This window comes from Agrobacterium sp. 22094 (assembly GCF_052046015.1).
Classification (GTDB): Bacteria; Pseudomonadota; Alphaproteobacteria; order Rhizobiales; family Rhizobiaceae; genus Agrobacterium; species Agrobacterium cavarae.
The window spans coordinates 277,304-295,446 of sequence record NZ_JBQEPX010000001.1 but is presented as its reverse complement, the minus strand read 5'-3'; the positions used below and the strand labels follow the sequence as shown (position 1 = coordinate 295,446).

Annotated in this window: 17 protein-coding genes; 2 read left to right on the top strand and 15 right to left on the bottom strand. The window is 59.2% G+C overall.

Annotated features, from left to right (window positions below; translation table 11 throughout):
- The first annotated feature begins 21 nt into the window (after nt 1–21).
- Together ACTJK5_RS01410 and ACTJK5_RS01405 are read left to right on the top strand one after the other, a co-directional pair.
- Nucleotides 22–1,974 (top strand): putative bifunctional diguanylate cyclase/phosphodiesterase, encoded by a 1,953-nt coding sequence (locus tag ACTJK5_RS01410; protein WP_440611681.1) that lies wholly within the window; start codon nt 22–24, stop codon nt 1,972–1,974.
- Between the two features lie 541 nt (nt 1,975–2,515).
- Nucleotides 2,516–3,493, top strand: a complete 978-nt coding sequence (locus ACTJK5_RS01405) for an IS110 family transposase (protein ID WP_062427771.1) — start codon at nt 2,516–2,518, stop codon at nt 3,491–3,493.
- 44 nt (nt 3,494–3,537) lie between these two features.
- Here ACTJK5_RS01405 and glmM read toward each other — a convergent pair whose 3' ends face one another.
- The 15 genes from glmM to ACTJK5_RS01330 form a co-directional block, all read right to left on the bottom strand.
- Nucleotides 3,538–4,890, bottom strand: coding sequence for a phosphoglucosamine mutase (glmM, locus tag ACTJK5_RS01400; protein ID WP_062426211.1), 1,353 nt, complete (start codon nt 4,888–4,890; stop codon nt 3,538–3,540).
- Between the two features lie 435 nt (nt 4,891–5,325).
- Nucleotides 5,326–7,272, bottom strand: coding sequence for an ATP-dependent zinc metalloprotease FtsH (gene ftsH, locus ACTJK5_RS01395; protein ID WP_062427959.1), 1,947 nt, complete (start codon nt 7,270–7,272; stop codon nt 5,326–5,328).
- 130 nt (nt 7,273–7,402) lie between these two features.
- The gene (tilS, locus tag ACTJK5_RS01390) at nt 7,403–8,731 is read right to left on the bottom strand and encodes a tRNA lysidine(34) synthetase TilS (protein WP_113180772.1); all 1,329 of its coding nucleotides are present in this window, start codon (nt 8,729–8,731) and stop codon (nt 7,403–7,405) included.
- Nucleotides 8,732–8,751: 20 nt separating this feature from the next.
- Nucleotides 8,752–9,768 carry a tol-pal system protein YbgF gene (ybgF, locus tag ACTJK5_RS01385; RefSeq protein ID WP_440611680.1) on the bottom strand — a complete coding sequence of 339 codons (1,017 nt, stop codon included), beginning with the start codon at nt 9,766–9,768 and terminating at the stop codon, nt 8,752–8,754.
- 157 nt (nt 9,769–9,925) lie between these two features.
- Complete coding sequence (gene pal / locus ACTJK5_RS01380; RefSeq protein ID WP_062427956.1) at nt 9,926–10,462, bottom strand: peptidoglycan-associated lipoprotein Pal; 537 nt, start codon at nt 10,460–10,462, stop codon at nt 9,926–9,928.
- A gap of 312 nt (nt 10,463–10,774) precedes the next feature.
- Nucleotides 10,775–12,088, bottom strand: coding sequence for a Tol-Pal system beta propeller repeat protein TolB (tolB, locus tag ACTJK5_RS01375; RefSeq protein ID WP_062427955.1), 1,314 nt, complete (start codon nt 12,086–12,088; stop codon nt 10,775–10,777).
- 77 nt (nt 12,089–12,165) lie between these two features.
- Nucleotides 12,166–13,350, bottom strand: coding sequence for a hypothetical protein (locus ACTJK5_RS01370; protein ID WP_062427954.1), 1,185 nt, complete (start codon nt 13,348–13,350; stop codon nt 12,166–12,168).
- Nucleotides 13,351–13,358: 8 nt separating this feature from the next.
- Nucleotides 13,359–13,823 (bottom strand): protein TolR, encoded by a 465-nt coding sequence (gene tolR / locus ACTJK5_RS01365; RefSeq protein WP_062439827.1) that lies wholly within the window; start codon nt 13,821–13,823, stop codon nt 13,359–13,361.
- Between the two features lie 34 nt (nt 13,824–13,857).
- Nucleotides 13,858–14,577, bottom strand: coding sequence for a protein TolQ (tolQ, locus tag ACTJK5_RS01360; protein ID WP_062427952.1), 720 nt, complete (start codon nt 14,575–14,577; stop codon nt 13,858–13,860).
- 264 nt (nt 14,578–14,841) lie between these two features.
- A complete protein-coding gene (gene ybgC, locus ACTJK5_RS01355) occupies nt 14,842–15,282 on the bottom strand; it encodes a tol-pal system-associated acyl-CoA thioesterase (RefSeq protein ID WP_112358515.1) in 441 nt (146 codons plus the stop codon).
- The gene (locus tag ACTJK5_RS01350; protein ID WP_112358516.1) at nt 15,275–15,799 is read right to left on the bottom strand and encodes an NUDIX hydrolase; all 525 of its coding nucleotides are present in this window, start codon (nt 15,797–15,799) and stop codon (nt 15,275–15,277) included. Before ACTJK5_RS01350 ends, ybgC begins: the two co-directional genes overlap by 8 nt.
- Nucleotides 15,796–16,308 (bottom strand): NUDIX hydrolase, encoded by a 513-nt coding sequence (locus tag ACTJK5_RS01345; RefSeq protein ID WP_335322143.1) that lies wholly within the window; start codon nt 16,306–16,308, stop codon nt 15,796–15,798. Before ACTJK5_RS01345 ends, ACTJK5_RS01350 begins: the two co-directional genes overlap by 4 nt.
- 15 nt (nt 16,309–16,323) lie before the next feature.
- Nucleotides 16,324–16,890: a DinB family protein gene (locus tag ACTJK5_RS01340; RefSeq protein WP_335322142.1), complete on the bottom strand. Its 567-nt coding sequence runs from the start codon at nt 16,888–16,890 to the stop codon at nt 16,324–16,326.
- 84 nt (nt 16,891–16,974) lie between these two features.
- A complete protein-coding gene (locus tag ACTJK5_RS01335) occupies nt 16,975–17,193 on the bottom strand; it encodes a DUF2945 domain-containing protein (RefSeq protein ID WP_062427947.1) in 219 nt (72 codons plus the stop codon).
- A gap of 54 nt (nt 17,194–17,247) precedes the next feature.
- Nucleotides 17,248–18,141, bottom strand: a complete 894-nt coding sequence (locus ACTJK5_RS01330; RefSeq protein ID WP_162686396.1) for a metallophosphoesterase — start codon at nt 18,139–18,141, stop codon at nt 17,248–17,250.
- Nucleotides 18,142–18,143: the final 2 nt, after the last annotated feature.

Genomic DNA, 18,143 nt, shown 5'->3' with positions numbered 1-18,143 from the left:
ACTGTTCGAGAGTGGCCTTCGTTGAAAACCAATCTGAAAAGCATCTTCGACTTCTCTCCCACACCTCAGGACAATCCGGTGTTGTTGAGAGCGCAATATGTGGCCTTCAGCCAGCAGATGCCGATGATGTACTTCATTCTACTCTCGAGCACGTGGGCGCTGGCCTTAACCTATCTGCACACCGCGCCGAGGCTGCTGTCGCTTGGCGTCCCATGCCTCTTCACCGTGATGTGCGGGGCGCGCATCCTCTTTTGGCTACGGTCTAGAGGTGATACTCCGCCCATTGCGGCTGTCGCATCCAGCATGAGGCGGATCAACATCCTTGGGGCGGTAATTGCCGCGTCCTTTACCACATGGTCCTGTCTTCTCTATCCCTATGGGGACGCCTTCCAGAAATCACATGTCGCCTTCTATATGGCGATCACCGTCATTTCCTGCATCTTCTGCATGATGCATGTGCGCTCTGCCGCCCTCATGGTCACGGCGATCGTCAACGGCACCTTCGTCGTTTTCTTCGCATCCACCGGGCACCTGACGCTCATTGCCACAGCCATCAACATTCTGCTCGTCTGTTTCGGCATGCTGGTCGTGCTGAAGATCAACTACGACAATTTCGAGCAAATGGTGCTGGCGCAGCAGAAGACCGAAGCCCTGAGCAACGAGAACCTCAAGCTCGCCAATATCGATAGCTTGACCGAACTCCCGAACCGCCGCGCCTTCTTTCATCATCTCGACACGTCCTTCACCCTCGCCCAGGCGGAAAATCATCGCCTCGCCGTCGGTGTGATCGATCTAGACGGCTTCAAACCCGTCAACGACCTTTACGGGCACTCCGCTGGCGACCGGCTTTTGAAAGAGGTCGGTGAGAGGCTGCAAGACGTCTGCAACGCCGAAAGCATGTTCCTGTCGCGCTTGGGTGGCGATGAGTTTGCTTTCATCATCTCCGGTCAGGTGAACGAGAATACCGTTCTTGCCGCGGGAAACCTGATGGGCTCCAAACTCCGCATCCCCTTTGAAACGCCGGATGCGACGATCATGATTTCCGCTTCGATCGGCATCGCCATCTATCCGGATGTGGCGTCCACGCCCGAGGAACTGTTCGACCGGGCCGACTATGCGCTCTACCAGAGCAAGCGCGAACATCGCGGCAACAGCACCCTGTTCACCACCAAGCATATCGTCGAAATCCACCGCGATGCGCGCGTGGAGCAGACGCTGCGGCAAGCCGATCTCGCAAACGAGTTGTCGGTGGTCTATCAACCGATCCTCGACGTCAACTCCGGCAAGACAGTCGGTTTCGAAGCGCTCGCACGCTGGAACAGCAAGCTTCTTGGTACTGTCCCACCGGCACAATTCATTCCGATCGCAGAGCGCGCCGGCATCATCAACATGCTGACGAAACCGCTGTTGAAGAAGGCATTGGCCACCGCGAAGACGTGGCCGCAGGACATTCGATTGTCCTTCAATCTCTCTGCCCAGGACATCAACAGCGCCGAAGCCACGCTTGGCATCATCGCCATCATCGCCAATAGCGGCTTCGACCCGCAGCGGCTGGATCTCGAGATCACCGAAACCGCGATCATTCATGACACCCGGCAGGCACGCAAATCCGTCGAGATGCTGCGAAAGATCGGCTGCGGCATTTCGCTCGACGATTTCGGCACCGGCTATTCGAGCCTGACCTCGCTTCACTCTCTCCCGCTCACCAAGCTCAAGATCGACCGCAGCTTCGTCAGAGACATCCAAGACAGCGACGCCAGCTACAACATCGTCCGCTCGCTGCTGACGCTCAGCCGTGAAATGGGCCTAGACACGATTGTGGAGGGCGTCGAAACTCAAGCCGAACTGGCCGTCATCAAGGCGCTGGGCGGGACGCTGGTGCAGGGCTACGTCTTCTCCCGGCCGATCCAGACGGATGATGTGCATGCGTTTCTGAACGGATGTGTTGAGGAGAGCTTTCAGCAGTGGGCGTGACGCGGTCATAGGCAAGCGGGCGGCAAAGCAAGCGCCGCAAAGGTTACAGAGGCGTCACGACCTCGCCTCTTGATCATTCTTGGTCTGGGCCCATTGCTGCCTAGTTCAATTTTGTGACGTACGATATATGTCGCTGATCAAGCTTATCTTTTCTGTGTCTTCGACGAGTTGCACCGCAACGGCGACGAAGGAACGGGAGCATCGATGGTTACGTTCCTCATTCCTGTGCTTGTCATAGAAATCCAGTCAGACCAAGTCTTTGGTCTGAAAGAACTCCTCTCGCCGCGCAGACGCGCAGCGGCTAGATTCCTGTGACAAGCACAGGAATTGTCTGTCGAAAATGTGCTTTATTGTTCGGGAGGCTGGATGACCTCCGAGGTGGCCACCCCGGAGGTCATGCGTTTGTACGCCCGAACAGGAATGGGTCTTCTCGACCGACCTCATCCTGGGCTGCAATCGCACCAGCTTCGCATCGCTTGTTGACTTGAATGGGCCGGCTTGGCGCCGCGCCCGCAGACAATGCTAAGCATGGAGCTCAATCATGGGCCTGAACACCGAACAAATCCAGCCTCAGTTGATCCAATTCGCTTTGGGATTCGACGTCTCCAAAGCAACAATCACTTTCTTCGACACACATAGCGGAGAGATCTGCACCCTAGAAAACAGCAAGGTGGCGCTCAAAGCGATCTTAAAGCCATATGCTGGACGCCTCGACACACTCGCCATTTGCGAGGCAACCGGTGGCTACGAGGACAATCTGCTCGATGTCCTTGAAGACCTTGCTATTCCCGCACATCGCGCAGACGCTGCCCGGGTCAAAGCCTTCATCCGCGCCTGCGGCGCCAATGCCAAGACAGATGCCATTGATGCGCGCCATATTGCCGAATATGGGCTCTCACGTGCGCAATCTCTGCCTCGCTGGCGCCCAAGTCAGCCACGGGAGGCAAAAATTAAGCTGCTCGTCTTGCGTCGTACCGATCTGGTTTCTATGCGCGTGCAAGAGGAAAACCGATTAAAGGCGCCACGCAATAAGCCGATCGCGCGCGACATCGCCGGCCATATAACTGAGATCAAGCGCCGCATTGAAGCTATCGACAAGCAGATCGAAACGATCATGAGCCTCGATAAGCGATTGAAAGACCGCAAGGCTATCCTTCAGACGGTTCCTGGTATTGGCAAGGTGATCGCCCCGGTGCTGTTGGCTCTCATGCCAGAGCTCGGACACATCGATCGCAAGCAGGCAGCAAGTCTGGCGGGATGTGCGCCTCATGCCCGCGACAGCGGCGCTCGTAAAGGCCGTCGTTTTACAAAGGGCGGACGGCGGCAGTTACGACCGCTACTCTTCACCGCGGCGATGGCGGCAAGCCACAGCAAAAGCCAGCTCGCTACAACATACAAGCGTCTGCTCGCAGCCGGGAAGTCAAAACTCACAGCTCTTGGCGCCATCATGCGACACATCATCGTCATCGCAAATGCGAGACTCAAAGAATACCACATAGCCCAAATACGACTGACTTGATGAGGAAAGACATTACCTTTCCCCCTGCAACCAGCTGACTACCTTCAAGCCGCCGACTTTACGCTGCCAATCACACCGACCAGATCGTTGACGATCCGCTCGACCTGGGCGCTGTCATCGCCTTCTGCCATGACGCGGATCAGCGGCTCGGTGCCGGATGGGCGAATGACAAGACGGCCCTTGTCCGCAAGCGCGCTTTCAGCATCGGCAATCGCCTGTTTCACAACCGGGTTTTCCAATGGCTTGCCGCCGGAAATGCGGACATTCTTCAAGAGCTGCGGCACGGGCTCGAACTTGCGGCACACCTCGCTGACCGTCTTGCCCGAGCGCTTGACGCGCGCCAGAACCTGAAGGGCGGCCACGAGGCCATCACCCGTCGTGCCGTAATCGGAAAGAACGATATGACCGGACTGCTCGCCGCCGACATTGAAATCGTGGTTGCGCATGTGCTCGACCACGTAACGGTCGCCAACCTTGGTGCGCGCGAGCGTCAGCCCTTTGTCGCCAAGGAAGCGTTCGAGGCCGAGATTGGACATGACGGTGGCGACGATGCCGCCGCCACGCAGGATATTGTCGTCGGCCCAGCTATGGGCAATCGTCGCCATCAACTGGTCGCCATCGACGATCTGGCCGCGTTCATCGACGATGATGACACGATCGGCGTCGCCATCGAGTGCAATGCCGATATCGGCGCGCACTTCATGCACCTTCTTCTGCAACGCGTCCGGATGCGTAGAGCCGCATTCGAAATTGATGTTGGTGCCGTTCGGCTCGTTACCAATGGTCACGACCTCGGCACCGAGTTCCCAAAGCGCTGTCGGTGCCACCTTATAGGCCGCGCCATTGGCGCAGTCGATTGCAATCCTGAGCCCGCTTAAGGTCACGTCGCGTGGCAGGGTGCGCTTGACGAATTCGATGTAACGATAAATGTCGCCATCGACGCGCTTGGCGCGACCGATCTCATGCGGCTTGGCAAGTTGTGCGTGGATGTCCTTGTCGAGCAGATCTTCGATTTCGAGCTCCAGCTCGTCGGAAAGCTTGTAGCCATCCGGGCCGAAGAGCTTGATACCGTTATCGGCAAACGGATTATGCGAGGCGGAAATCATCACGCCGATATCGGCGCGAAGCGAGCGGGTCAGCATGGCAACGGCAGGTGTCGGGATCGGGCCGAGCAGGAAGACATCGAGACCGGCGGCGGTGAAGCCGGCGACCAGCGCGTTTTCCAACATATAGCCGGACAGACGCGTATCCTTGCCGATCACGACGCGATGACGGTGATGGCCACGACGGAAGATCGTGCCGACAGCAATCCCCACCCGCATCGCCAGATCCGGCGTCATGGGGAAAACGTTGGATTGCCCGCGAATGCCATCAGTTCCGAAATAGCGACGTGTCATGTGAACTCCAAATATATGGCGGCGCCGCGCATTGAGATGCGGCAACCTTTTTTCGCTAGATGCCACAAAGCGAGTCTGGCAGCACGTAAATTACCGCAAAAACGAAATATATGTCGTGACCGGCCCAGGTTCTCCCCAGGAAAGCGGAGGCTTCGCGGGCGAAGCGACAGCAATGAGAGGGGCTCCTTACAGACGGGAAGCTACGTGACTGGCACCGCCCTCGCCACACCCTCCGTCATCCTCGGGCTTGACCCGAGTATCCATATGTTTCAATCGCTTACGGTTGGTGCCTGTGGATGATCGGGTCAACTCCGACCATGACGACGGAGAAATTTGCGACAGCTTTTGGACAAGCAAGCGTCGCCAGCGACACCTAAAAAACAAGAAGGCCGCTCTTTCGAAGCGGCCTTCCCGTCGTAAACTTGTGCACGAAGCTCAGTGCGGCTGCGGCTCCATGCCGCCTTCGGCTTCGCCATCGCCCTTCGCCTCGTTCGGGCCATCCTTCTTGGCGCCCGCCTTCGGCACGGCCGAGCCGCGGTTATGGGGCGAGTCGTCACCCATATCGCGGGCAGGCTTTTCGCCCTTCAGCAGCGACTTGATCTCTTCGCCCGACAGCGTCTCATACTCGAGCAGGCCTTCGGCAAGAGTCACGAACTCGTCGTGCTTGTCGGTCAGGATGCGGCGCGCTTCGGTATAGGCCTCGTCGATCAGGCGGCGAACTTCGCTGTCGATCGTCCGGGCTGTTGCCTCGGAAACGTTCTTCGACTGCGACACGGAGTGACCGAGGAAGACTTCCTGCTGGTTTTCGCCATAGGCAACCTGTCCGAGTTCGTCGGAGAAGCCCCACTGCGTCACCATGGCACGCGCAAGCTTGGTCGCCTGTTCGATATCGGAAGACGCACCCGAGGTGATGTTTTCCTTGCCGAAGGTCAGTTCTTCCGCAACGCGGCCGCCCATCATGATGACGAGGCGCGACACCATCCACTTGTAGCTCATCGAGTAACGGTCGCCTTCCGGCAACTGCATGACCATGCCGAGTGCACGACCGCGCGGGATGATCGTCGCCTTGTGCAGCGGATCGGCCACCGGCACGTTCAGCGCCGTGATGGCGTGGCCTGCCTCGTGGTAAGCGGTCAGCTTCTTTTCGGCCTCGGTCATGGCGGTCGTGCGGCGTTCCGCACCCATCATGATCTTGTCCTTGGCGTCTTCGAATTCCTGCATGGTAACGACGCGCTTGTTGCGGCGCGCGGCCATAAGGGCTGCTTCGTTGACGAGGTTCATCAGATCCGCACCGGAGAAGCCAGGCGTGCCACGGGCCAGAACCTTGAGATCGACATTCGGCGCCAGCGGCACGTTGCGCGCATGAACTTTCAGGATGCGTTCGCGACCGACGATATCCGGGTTCGGCACCACGACCTGACGGTCGAAACGGCCTGGGCGCAAAAGTGCAGGGTCGAGAACGTCGGGACGGTTGGTCGCGGCGATCAGGATGATGCCTTCATTGGCCTCGAAGCCGTCCATCTCGACCAGCAACTGGTTCAGCGTCTGTTCGCGTTCATCGTTGCCGCCGCCAAGACCGGCGCCACGATGGCGACCGACGGCGTCGATTTCGTCGATGAAAATGATGCAGGGCGCGTTCTTCTTCGCCTGTTCGAACATGTCGCGGACACGGGATGCACCCACGCCGACAAACATTTCCACGAAGTCGGAACCGGAAATGGTGAAGAACGGCACATTGGCTTCACCGGCAACCGAGCGCGCCAGAAGCGTCTTACCCGTACCGGGAGGACCGACAAGCAGCACGCCACGCGGAATCTTGCCGCCGAGACGCTGGAACTTCTGCGGGTCCCGCAGGAATTCGACGATTTCTTCTAGGTCCTGCTTGGCTTCGTCGACACCGGCGACGTCGTCAAAGGTGACGCGGCCATGTGCTTCCGTCAGAAGCTTCGCCTTGGATTTGCCAAAGCCCATCGCGCCGCGCGATCCACCCTGCATCTGCCGCATGAAGAACAGCCAGACGCCTAGGATCAGGAACATCGGCAACAGCGTACCGAGATAGCTCAGGAAACCGGAGGAACCATCGCTTTCAGGACGCGCGACAATGGTGACGTTCTTCTGCTGAAGACGGTCCATCAGCGAGTCGTCAATGACCGGCGAATAGGTCTGGAAGGTCGTCCCATTCTCGGTGTAGGTGCCAAGAACGCGGTTGCCCGTTACCGTCACTTCACGGACACGGCCTGCATCGACATCACGAATAAATTGCGAATATGGAATTTCGCGCGAGCCGGATTGAGACGGCGACGTCTGAAACATGCTGAAAAGCGCAATCAGCAAAAGAGCAATCACCGCCCACAGGGCGAAATTTCTAAAATTTGGGTTCATTGAACTCCCCGAACTCCAACGGACGGATGACCGCCCGCCATTATGTTGCCCCTAACATAAGGAGGACAGTTGCGGTTGCCAAGGCGAAGGGAGGAAGGAGATGTGTTTTGCGGTAAAAACTCTGCGAAATTTACGACAAACTTTGCAGCGGAAGCTTTGGATAGACGCCGCGCCCGAGACTGAGCGCAATTGCGTTGGCCAAATCGAGGTCGAAGCGCGGGAGAAACAGGTCGTAGGGCGCAAGCAAAGGGCGCATCGTAATCGAGCCGACATCAGCCTCCTCCTGCCCCGCACTCTCCGGAGTAACACGTGGCTGCGAGAACTTCGCGCGTTTCAGCACACCAGCCGGAACGGCGGCGGGCGTGGCATCCTCTGCATCAGCAACCGCCCCGCCTGAAACAGTCACCGGAAGCTTGGAACGGTTGACGATCTCGAACCGCTCATCCCACCTCGCGGTCTCGCCAGGAGCAACGGTTATCGTCGGCACGTCCCGGTTCTCCCGCATCAGGTATAACCCATCCTTGCGCCGGTCGAAGATGACCCGCCCTGCCGTCAGCCTGCCTGGCTCTTTAGCGGTGACGAAGGCCATCACCCGGTCCATGCTCTGCGCCGCAAGCGGATAGGCACGGCCACCTGCAACGCAAGCGAGTGCTGCAAGGGCATAGCGGATGACGGCGGGATCATCGCCAAGGCAATCGGCACTGAGCTTGATCAGACCACCCGGATAAGCCTGCGCTCCGCTATGGACAAAAGCCGCGGCGCGGGATGCAAGCTCGATCCTGTCGAGCAACGGCTCGCAGGGCCGAAATTCGTCATCCCTTGAGAGCTTGCGCACACGCACCCGCTCATACGTGTCGTCCTCATTGCTGGGATCATCGAACCATCCCTGCCCTTTGGCCGCGAGATCGTCGCGAATATCCTCGCGACGCACGCCTAAGAACGGGCGCAGCACCCAGTGGCGGGCATTGTAGAGAACCGCATCTGCCATGCCAGAGAGGCCGGGCGTGCCAGCCTGCGCGCTTCGTTGACTGCGCATCGCAATTGTCTCGCGCTGGTCGTCCAGCGTGTGCCCGACCACAATGGCTGTTGCGCCAATCTTGCTGGCGACCTCGCCGATCAGCCGATACCGCGCGAGCCGCGCAGCAGCGGAGATGCCGGTTTTCGGCTTCTCGTCATTCCAGCGAAGGATGTCATGGGGAATATTCAGCCCGCGGCACAAGGATTGAACGGCTTGCGCTTCATCCGCCGCTTCGGGGCGCAAAGCGTGGTCGATGGTCACGGCATGAAGCTGGACATCGTCGCGACCGGAGGCAAGCAAAACCTCGTGAAGGGCAAGAAGCAGCCCGGTGGAGTCACTTCCACCTGAGACCGCCACCAGAAGAAGGGCGGGTTTTTGAATGCGTTCTAGAAAATTCCGTGCTGCCTCGATCGGCGCGAGCGGAGAAGAATGGGGTGCCATAGCGGGGGCTGCGAGCAGGCTCAGCAGCCGATGCGCTTCTGTTCACTGGTGACTTTGCCGAGAACGGTCTTGGAGGCGCTGGGGTAGCGCTTCGGCACTTCGCGCAGCGTGGCGCAGGCGGTGTCTTTGTTATCGAGTGCGGCAAGCGACATGCCGAGCTTCAGCAGCATTTCAGGCGCCTTGGGCGACTTGCCGTAATTCTTGTGGCCGTCGAGAAAGGTCTTCGCGGCAGCGGTGAACTTGCCCTGGGAATATTGCGCTTCGCCAAGCCAGAAGCTGGCGTCCGCCGCCTTCGAGCCATTGGGGTAGCCCTTGATATACTGTTCGAAGCCCTGCTCCGCCTGCTTGTAATCGCCAGCAAGCACATGGCTGTAAGCCGCCTGGTAGATATCGTTTTCGCTGGTCAGCGCTGCAGTATTGACCGGATCGGTGCTGGTGGACTTGCCACCCGTGCTGACACCTGGAAGCGCCCCTGCAGAATTGTTGGCACTGGAATTCAGCGTGCCGCCAACCGGCAGGCCATGCGAATCGAGCTCGATCGAGCCAAGCGTGGTCTCGCCCGGTGCGGCGTTGGACCGCGGACCGGTGGGTGCTGCGCTGCCTGGCACCGAAGCGCCGTTGGTGGACGGCTCTCCGATAATGGTTGCGACATCGTCAGACGGACCGGCGGAAGAGCCTGCAGGCGGAAGATCCGCCTCGGCCTTTTTCTTCGGTGCTGCAGCCGGTGCAGAGGACTTGCCGCCGCCTTCCAGTTCCTGGAAGCGGTACTCATTGTCTTCCTGCGCCTTGCGAATGGTTTCCTGCATCTGGAGAAGCTGGAAGCTCATCTCTTCGATACGACCGTTCAACTGACGGATCTGCTCTTCAAGCTGCTGTACGCGGTAGGTCTCGTTGGCCTGGACATTGACCACCGGAGCCCGCGAATTGGTCGTGCTAGGGTTCCCACCCCAGCCAAACAACGGCTGCGACACTGCAGTGCCGCTGAAGCCGGTGCAAGCTGCAAGCCCCAGCATTCCCGCCACGACAAGTTTCTTCATAGTGCTTCCTGTCTCATTGATTTGCGCCCCAGCGGCGCAACTCGCGATTTTTTCCATCTGCGATGAAAAAGCAACTTAACTTCGGCCAAACTATGAAAAAAACGAAAGGCGACCCGAGGGCCGCCTTTGCAAATTTCATCACGATTGCGCGAGGCAATTACATGCCTGCGCCACCGAGAACGGTAACCGCGCGGCGGTTCTGCGACCAGCAGGAGATGTCGTCGCAAACGGCGACCGGACGTTCCTTGCCGTAGGAGATGGTCTTCATGCGGTTGGCCGGAACGCCCTGGGATGCTAGGAATTCCTTGGTGGCGGCTGCACGGCGTGCACCGAGCGCCAGGTTGTATTCGCGCGTGCCGCGTTCATCGGCATGGCCTTCAACCGTGATGGCGTAGTTCGGGTAACGAGCAAGCCACTGGGCCTGGCGCTGCAGCGTCTGCTGGGCGTCGGCGCGGATCGAGGTGGAGTCGGTATCGAAGAAGATGCGGTCGCCGACATTGACGGTGAAGTCCTGCTGCGAACCAGGCGTCGCGGAACCAGCACCACCGCCGAGGCCAAGCTCGCCAGCGCTGTTCGGCATGTTCTTCTTGTTCGCGCAACCGGCAAGCGCCAGAGCAAGCGTCAGAGCGATAACAGCCGGATTGCGGGCGATTTTCTGCATTGGGCTAAGCGCCGAAGTTTGTGTACGGCTCATCGCCGGTCTCTCCTTAGGATTTCGATAACGTTGCCAGACGCTAACCGATTGAGGTTAACGGCCCCCGAACGCTTATGGTTAACAAAACGGAAATGTCCCACTTTTCTGCTCCCTCACAGCATTTTGCGGCAAGAAAGAGGCGCATTCCCGGTATTCTCCACAAAACCGCCACAACAACTCCGGTTCGAGGTGCTGTGGCGGGTATTTATCAGGCATGGTCGAAGCAAAACGGTACAGCTGTCTTGCGAGAACGACATGCGAAAGAACAAGTCCTAATGCGTAGGGAGCGAGCCTGAAAGACCGCGATACGCCTTAGTCAAGCAGTGGCGACCAGGCAGGGTCGGACGCATAGGTCGGGGTCTTGACCATCTGCTCGTTATAACCTGTCAGATCGATGGAATAGAGCTGCGGGCCGCCGGCACCGGCATTCTGGCGGAAGAACATCAGGACGCGTCCATTTGGCGCCCAGGTCGGTCCCTCATTGTGGAAGCCGGATGTCAGAATGCGCTCGCCAGAACCATCGGGCTTCATCACGCCGATGGAGAACTTGCCGCCCGACTGCTTGGTAAAGGCAATCAGATCGCCGCGCGGAGACCAGACCGGCGTGGAGTAGGACCCATCGCCGAAGGAAATACGCGTCTGGCCCGAGCCATCGGCATTCATCACATAGATCTGCTGGCGTCCACCACGGTCGCTTTCAAACGCAATGCGCTGGCCGTCCGGCGAGTAGGACGGTGCCGTGTCGATCGCACCGGTATTCGTCAGGCGCGTCGTGGTGCGCGAGCGCAGATCCATCGTGTAGATATTGGCATTGCCCTCCTGCTGGAGGCTCATGATCACCTTCTGACCATCCGGCGAAAAGCGCGGGGAGAAGGTCATGCCCGGGAAGTTGCCGACGACTTCGCGCTGTCCGGTTTCCAGTTGCAGCAGGTAGACGCGCGGCTGGTTGCCTTCGAACGACATATAGGTGACTTCCTGCCGGTTCGGCGAGAAGCGCGGCGTCAGCACCAGATCGTTGGTGTTGGTCAGGTTACGAACGTTGAAGCCATCCTGGTCCATGATGGAGAGCTGACGCTTGCGCTGCTGCTTCGGGCCGCTTTCGGAAACGAAAACGACGCGGGTGTCGAAGTAGCCCTTTTCACCGGTAATGCGCTCATAGATGGCATCGGCGATGATATGCGCGACGCGGCGCCAGTTTTCCGGCTGGGTGAAGAACTGCTGACCCATCATCTGCTGGCCGGCAAAGGTGTCCCACAGACGGAACTCGGCGCGAAGACGACCATCGGCCTCCTTCGTTACGCGGCCCGTCACCAGTGCCTGGGCATTGATGACCTTCCAGTCTTCAAAGCGCGGCGACTGGTCCGGATTGCTGATCTTTTCGATGAAGGCGCTCTTGTTGATCGGCGCAAACAGGCCGGAGCGCTGCAGGTCCGCCGCAACCACAGCGGAAACCTGCGCACCGATGCCGTCACCCGACATGAAATCGGTGATCGCAATCGGCAGCGGCTGCACATTGCCCTTGGTGATATTGAGCCGAACTTCCGCGTTGGCTGGAGTGATCGCAACGAACGACAGGATGAGGCCGGAGGCCACCATCATCGCGCGAAGGAAAGAGAACTTGATCATCGAGACAAGCCTTTCAGCTTTTTTTCATAAATTGCACATCGATTGGAATACGGATGCCCGGCGCCGAAAGCGGCTGCTTAGACACCGAAGTCTTCCGGCGTGAACGTCAACAACAAGGTGTTCCATCCTTTTTCACCGTCGTACTTATCCGGTGGGAGATTGGTAAAGGGCGCGGATCGGGTGACGGCGCGCCTTGCGCTGCCTTCCACCGCACGGCGCGTTCCGTCCGGTCCGCCTGTCGCCGAAACCTCAAGCTGGCCGACGATCTCACCCGATCTGTCGAGATGGACGCGGACTTCAACGACCACCTGCGCCACATCGGTCAGGCCGGCGACCATCGACCAGTTCTTGGAAATCTGCCCGCGTAGAGCATCCATCTCACTGGCGCTCAGGCCCGTGCCGATCGTCTTCTTCCCACCAAGGGCTGCCGTCTGGGTGGAGCGCTTCGCGCCACCGCCGGAAGGCGCCTGCTTGTTGAGAAGTGCAGAGATTTCATCGGCATTGAACTCGCTCTGCTGGGTTGCGGCAGCCTTTGCCGTTTCCTGCTTGCGATCGGAGACCTTCTTGTCGGAAGGCTTTTCATTGGCCTTGGCCTGGTCGGTCTTCTTTTCAGTCGGCTTTTCCGCAGGCTTCTGCTCAGCCGGCTTCTGCGGCTCGGGCTTTGGCGGCTCCGGCTTCTGTTCCGGCGGCTGCGGACGCGCATTGGGGCGCGGCACGTTCTGCGGCACGGCAATTTCTGCCGGTTCCTGGTTCTGCGGCGGCGGCTCTTCGGCCTTCTGCTCGGCCGGCGGTGGCTCGGCGGGCTTCGGCGGCGTCGCGATTTCAGGCTTTGGCTGTGGAAGGGCCGCCATCTCCTGCGGCTTCGGCGCGGTCTCTTCCTTCACGATGTCCTTGACGTCGTTCGGATTGGTATCGACCACGGGTGCCGGCTGCTCCTGCTTTGGCGGAGCGGCAGCACTGTCATTGTTGTTGGGCTTTTCGGTTGGCGTCGGCGGCGCATCGAGGTCGGCATTGTTGTTGCCGACATTCTGCGCATTGGGCACGGTGTCGGGACGCGTGGTCGGAACAGGGGCGGATTTCTCCGCCTTCGGCGCCTTCTTGTCACCCTGCTGGATCTGCGTCATTTCCTCGACGGACACGAGTTCGACAGGCATCGACTCGGCCTGAGACACCTCGAGCGGTGCTGGCGAGCCCAGGGACACAAGGGCAAAGGCCAGCAGCGAGGCGTGCACGATCGCAGATGTGGTAATGCTACCCTTCATCGCCGAGGTCAATTGTCCTGTTTCTGTTGCGTTACGAGGCCGATATTCTTGAAGCCCGCGCCCTGGATACGCGCCATGACATCCGCGACAACGCCGTAAGCGGCAACGGAATCGGCACGCACGAAGACGCGTTCATTGTATCCGGTGGTGGCGATCGCCTTCAGCTTGTCCGCCACTTCCGCCGCTTCGATCGGCGTTTCCTGCAGATGGATCTGGCCATTGGCATTGACCGAAATGGTGATCGGCTGCGTTTCCGAGTTCAGAGCGGAGGCAGAGGTCTGCGGCAGATCGACCGGCACACCGACCGTCATCATAGGGGCTGCCACCATGAAGATGATGAGCAGCACGAGCATGACGTCCACGAGTGGCGTCACGTTGATTTCGCTGATCGCACCGCCGCCGCCACGACGACCGCGTCCACGGCCGCGACGACCGCCCGAACCACCACCGCTACCGCCTGCTGACATACCCATCGCGTTTTACTCCACTGGCTTTCGGCGTTGCGTTTTACTGCGCGGCCTGACGCGTCTGCAGCTTCTCGTCGATCTGGCGAGACAGGATCGCGGAGAACTCGTCGGCAAAACCTTCCATGCGCGAGGAAAGCTTGTGCGCGTCAGCCATGAACTTGTTGTAGGCCATGACCGCCGGAATAGCGGCCACGAGGCCGATTGCGGTTGCCAGAAGCGCTTCGGCAATACCGGGCGCCACGACCGCAAGGTTGGTGGACTTCGAACCGGCAATCGCCTGGAACGAGGTCATGATACCGACAACCGTACCGAAAAGACCGATGAACGGACCGGCAGAACCGATGGTCGCCAGCGAACCGAGACGCGCTTCGAACTGCTCGGCTTCGCGTGACATCGTCACATCCATGGCCCGGTCGATACGCATCTGCAGACCGATCGGAGACCGCGCGCCGCGCTCGAAGGACTTCTTCCATTCGCGCATGGCGGCCACGAAGATCGCCGCAAGGCCGCCATTCTGGCGTTCGGCCAGGGTGCGGTAGAGCTCTTCAAGCGACTGGCCGGACCAGAACACCTGCTCGAACTGATCGAACTGGCGCCGTGCCTTGGTGAAGCTCATATATTTGTCGATGACGATGGCCCACGTCCAAACCGAGGCGGCTAAGAGGCCGATCATCACCAGCTTGACGATGAGTCCTGCCTGCATGAACAGTGCCCAAAGACTCACATCATGCGTTGCCGCTGCCAAACCTGCCTGTTCCATAAATATTCCAATCCCCGAATCCAAACGCCCGGTGCATGACCGGGCGATTCAAACACGCATTGATGCGTTAAGCGTCGCGGTTGAAATCCGCCAGCCCGTCGCCTTTGCCCCGATAAGTGCCAGTACGCCTTATTCGCCGGTAAATTTGGTAAAAGGAAGGCGCATAGCCCACAAATACCGGGCGTTTCAGTAAGACTACATTATGGTTAAGGGAGTGTTACGAAACATAGGGCTGCGGGCGGGTTTTCTGTCCCGCCCTCCGGTTTACTTCAAAAACTTCTCCGCGACCGTCTCCGGCAGACGTCTTGGTCTTCCTTTGGCGTTGATGACGGCAATGATCACTTTCGCCGCAACCAGCAGCGTCTCGCCACGACGGATCTCCTGGTTCAGCACCATCTTTGCCCCACCCGCCTTTTCGGTGATGGTGGTGACGGTCAGCACATCATCCATCCGCGCCGGTGTCTTGAAGTCGATCTCCATGCGGTGGACGACAAAGACCAGCCCCTCCTCATCCGCCGTCAGGAGTGCGCTCTGCTCGCAGCCAAGGCAGCGCAGATAGTCGGTGCGGCCGCGCTCGAGGAAATGAAGGTAGCGCGCGTGATAGACGAGTCCGGAAAAATCCGTGTCCTCATAATAGACCCGCTGCACCAGCCTGTGGCCGTGCTCGATCAATTCGCCGGAAAGGGAAACGGTGATGTCAGTCATTGTCTGTCCTGGGTTGATTGCCTTCGCGCACGATCACATGCTGATGCCGCTCCGGCAGCGCCTCTATACTATCGGCAATGAAGAGCGGACGCAGATCGTTCTCGCGCAAATCTTTCGCAGTTGCAGGCAACCAGCGGAACTCCACCTCGCCGCCATCGGCGACGCGGTGAACGATATCATTCTCATGAAACGGAAAAGCCTCGTCCAGCCGGATTTGATAATAGAAGGCCATCTCATGCGCCTGATAGTCGCCGTAGGTAAAGAAGTTTTCTGCCGACCAGACGAGACGCTCGATGCGCGCCTTCACATGCAGCTCTTCCTCGATCTCGCGCAGGATCGTCTCTTCGGTGCTTTCCCCGATTTCGGCACGACCACCGGGCAGCGCCCAGTAACGATCGACCACGCTCCGGTTCACCAGAAGATGACCTTGATGGAAGATCAGGGCTGCCACGCGAAAGCTGAAGAGCTGCGGCTTGTGGTCCAGCCGGATCATGTGGCGCGGTTGAGGATTGCTCATTTGTCGTCCAGATTGCCGTCTTCCCAGACCACGTGGCGCGTGGAGGCGGGTAGGTTTTCGATCTCTGCGGCGATGAAATAGGGCGGGATGTCGAGTGCCGTCAATGCCTCTGTCGTCGCCTTGGCCCAGCGGAACTCCAGCGCATTCTTGCCGTCCTGAACCCGGTGGACGATCTTTTCCTCATCGAAGGGGAAGCTCTCGGGCAGGTCCATCAGGTAATAGAAACCAAGCTCGTGCCAGTCCTTGCCCTCGTAGTGGAAGAAGTTCTCTACCACCCACAGCAGACGACCAACGGAAACCTCGGCACCCAGTTCTTCCACCATTTCGCGCGCCAGCGTCTCTTCAGATCGCTCGCCCATCTCGGCGCGTCCGCCGGGAAAGGTCCAGAATTTCTCATGGGTGGCGCGGTGCACCAGCACATGGCCGTTGCGAAAGGCGATGCCTGCGACGCGCATCTGGAAAATGCGCTTCGGCTTGAATTTCATGCGAATGCGAGTGTCTTCGACCATCAGGTGTCCAAAGGATTAAACAGGAAACATCAAATCAGTTTCCGTCCATCCTAATGCCTGTAATTCCGTTTTGCGAACAGGCGCATCGTCACCGACGATAAATTCATCCAATTGCGGCGGCTTGAGGCGCGTGCCGGACAGCATCGCATGGACCTGCCCCCGGTGGTGCGTCTGGTGCTGAAAGAGGTGCGAAAGAATATCGTCGCAACGATCGTCCTGCACCCGCTCACCCCGGTGAACATGGACCGTGGCGGCAAGCCCGCCCTCGTCGAGACCGTCGACGAAAGCGATCAGATCCATGTCGAGTGCCGCTTGCGCCTCTGCCAAGGAGGACATGTCGCTATAGGGCTCAGGCTCGCCGAAAACATTATGCCCCAACGACCCGCCCTCCATCGCATCGAGATAGAAGAGATCCACCAGGTAGATGTGGTTCAGCGTTTTGCGGATCGTCGGAAAGAAGCTGGTGCGCGGAGCGACCAATTCGTCAACCGTTAATTGAAGACAGGCGTGGTGCAGGCGCAGATTGGCAAGCCTGTTGTTGCGCGCCAGCTTTTTGAATATCCGCGTTGAATCATAGGTCATCTCGCCACCCCTTTTGCATATCAGCCGAAGGCCCGAGGCGATCGCGCCTTGAGCCTTTTTCATCAGTGGCGGCGAGGCGTCGGCTCAGCTCGCCTTGTCGAGCTCCGAATGGCTCTTCAGAACTTTGCCGCCATCTTCCTGCTCGATCAGATAGGCAGGCTCATCCTTACTCGCCTTGCGCTTGATCGTTGAGCCGTCGATCTTGCGCTCGACATCCTCGGTAAAGCTTTCGGCCACCTTGCCCTCACCCTTGCCATTGCCCCACTTCCAGCTGACCTTGGTGCCTTTGCGATATGTCGTCATGCGGCTTCTCCCATTGAAAGAACGGGAAAAGGCGGCGGCCACGATCTGGTTCCGTCAGCCGACCAGATCGATCACGACGATCTCCGGCGGCGACATGAAGCGGATCGGCGCGCCGGAACAGCCAAGTCCGCCCGACACGACTAGGTGGCGATTGTTCTCGACCTTGTGTCCATAGGCATATCGCTCGCCGAAGAGCGACGGAACGACCGGTCGCCAGCCAAAGAGATTGACCTGCCCGCCATGCGTGTGACCTGACAGGGTGAGTGAGACGCGCTCCGGGATCGTCGGGAAAATGTCCGGCTCATGAGCCATCATGATGATTGGCGCGTCATCGGTAATCTGCGCCATCGTTCCCGGAAGATCGTCGAGCCCGGCAGCCTCGCCACTTTCGCGAAAGGCCCACTGATCCTCAAGTCCAGCGATCCAGAAGGGGTGCTCTTCGCTCCCCGTTCGGATCGCGGTGTTGGAATGAACAGTAATACCGACCGCGCGAAGCGCCCTGTGCGACACGGTTTCCTTCAGCCGCAGCCTCTGGGCTTCGGCATCCTGCGCCCAGTCATGATTGCCGCACACGGCGTGAACGCCATAGGGTGCCGTGAGCCCCGAAAGCGCCTTTGCCCATTCCGCTGGCGGGACGATATCGGTGATGAAGCGTTGCATGCCGGTGACGTAGTCGCCAAGCAGCAGAATGATATCCCCGCCAAGCGTATTGGCATAGTTGGCGATGCCCGAAATCCGTTCCGTCGACATCCACGGTTCGCAGGCATGCACATCGGCAAGGATGACGAGGCGCAGGCTCTGCCCGGCCGGCCAGTTGGGTGGGGTGAGGCGATAACGCGTCGTGGCAAGTCGCAGCATAGGTTCGACACCACCTGCATAGGCCCCAAGAGAAAAGAAGCCTGCGCTGGCAGTCGCGGCCATTTTAAGAAGCGCTCGACGCGTGATCAAAT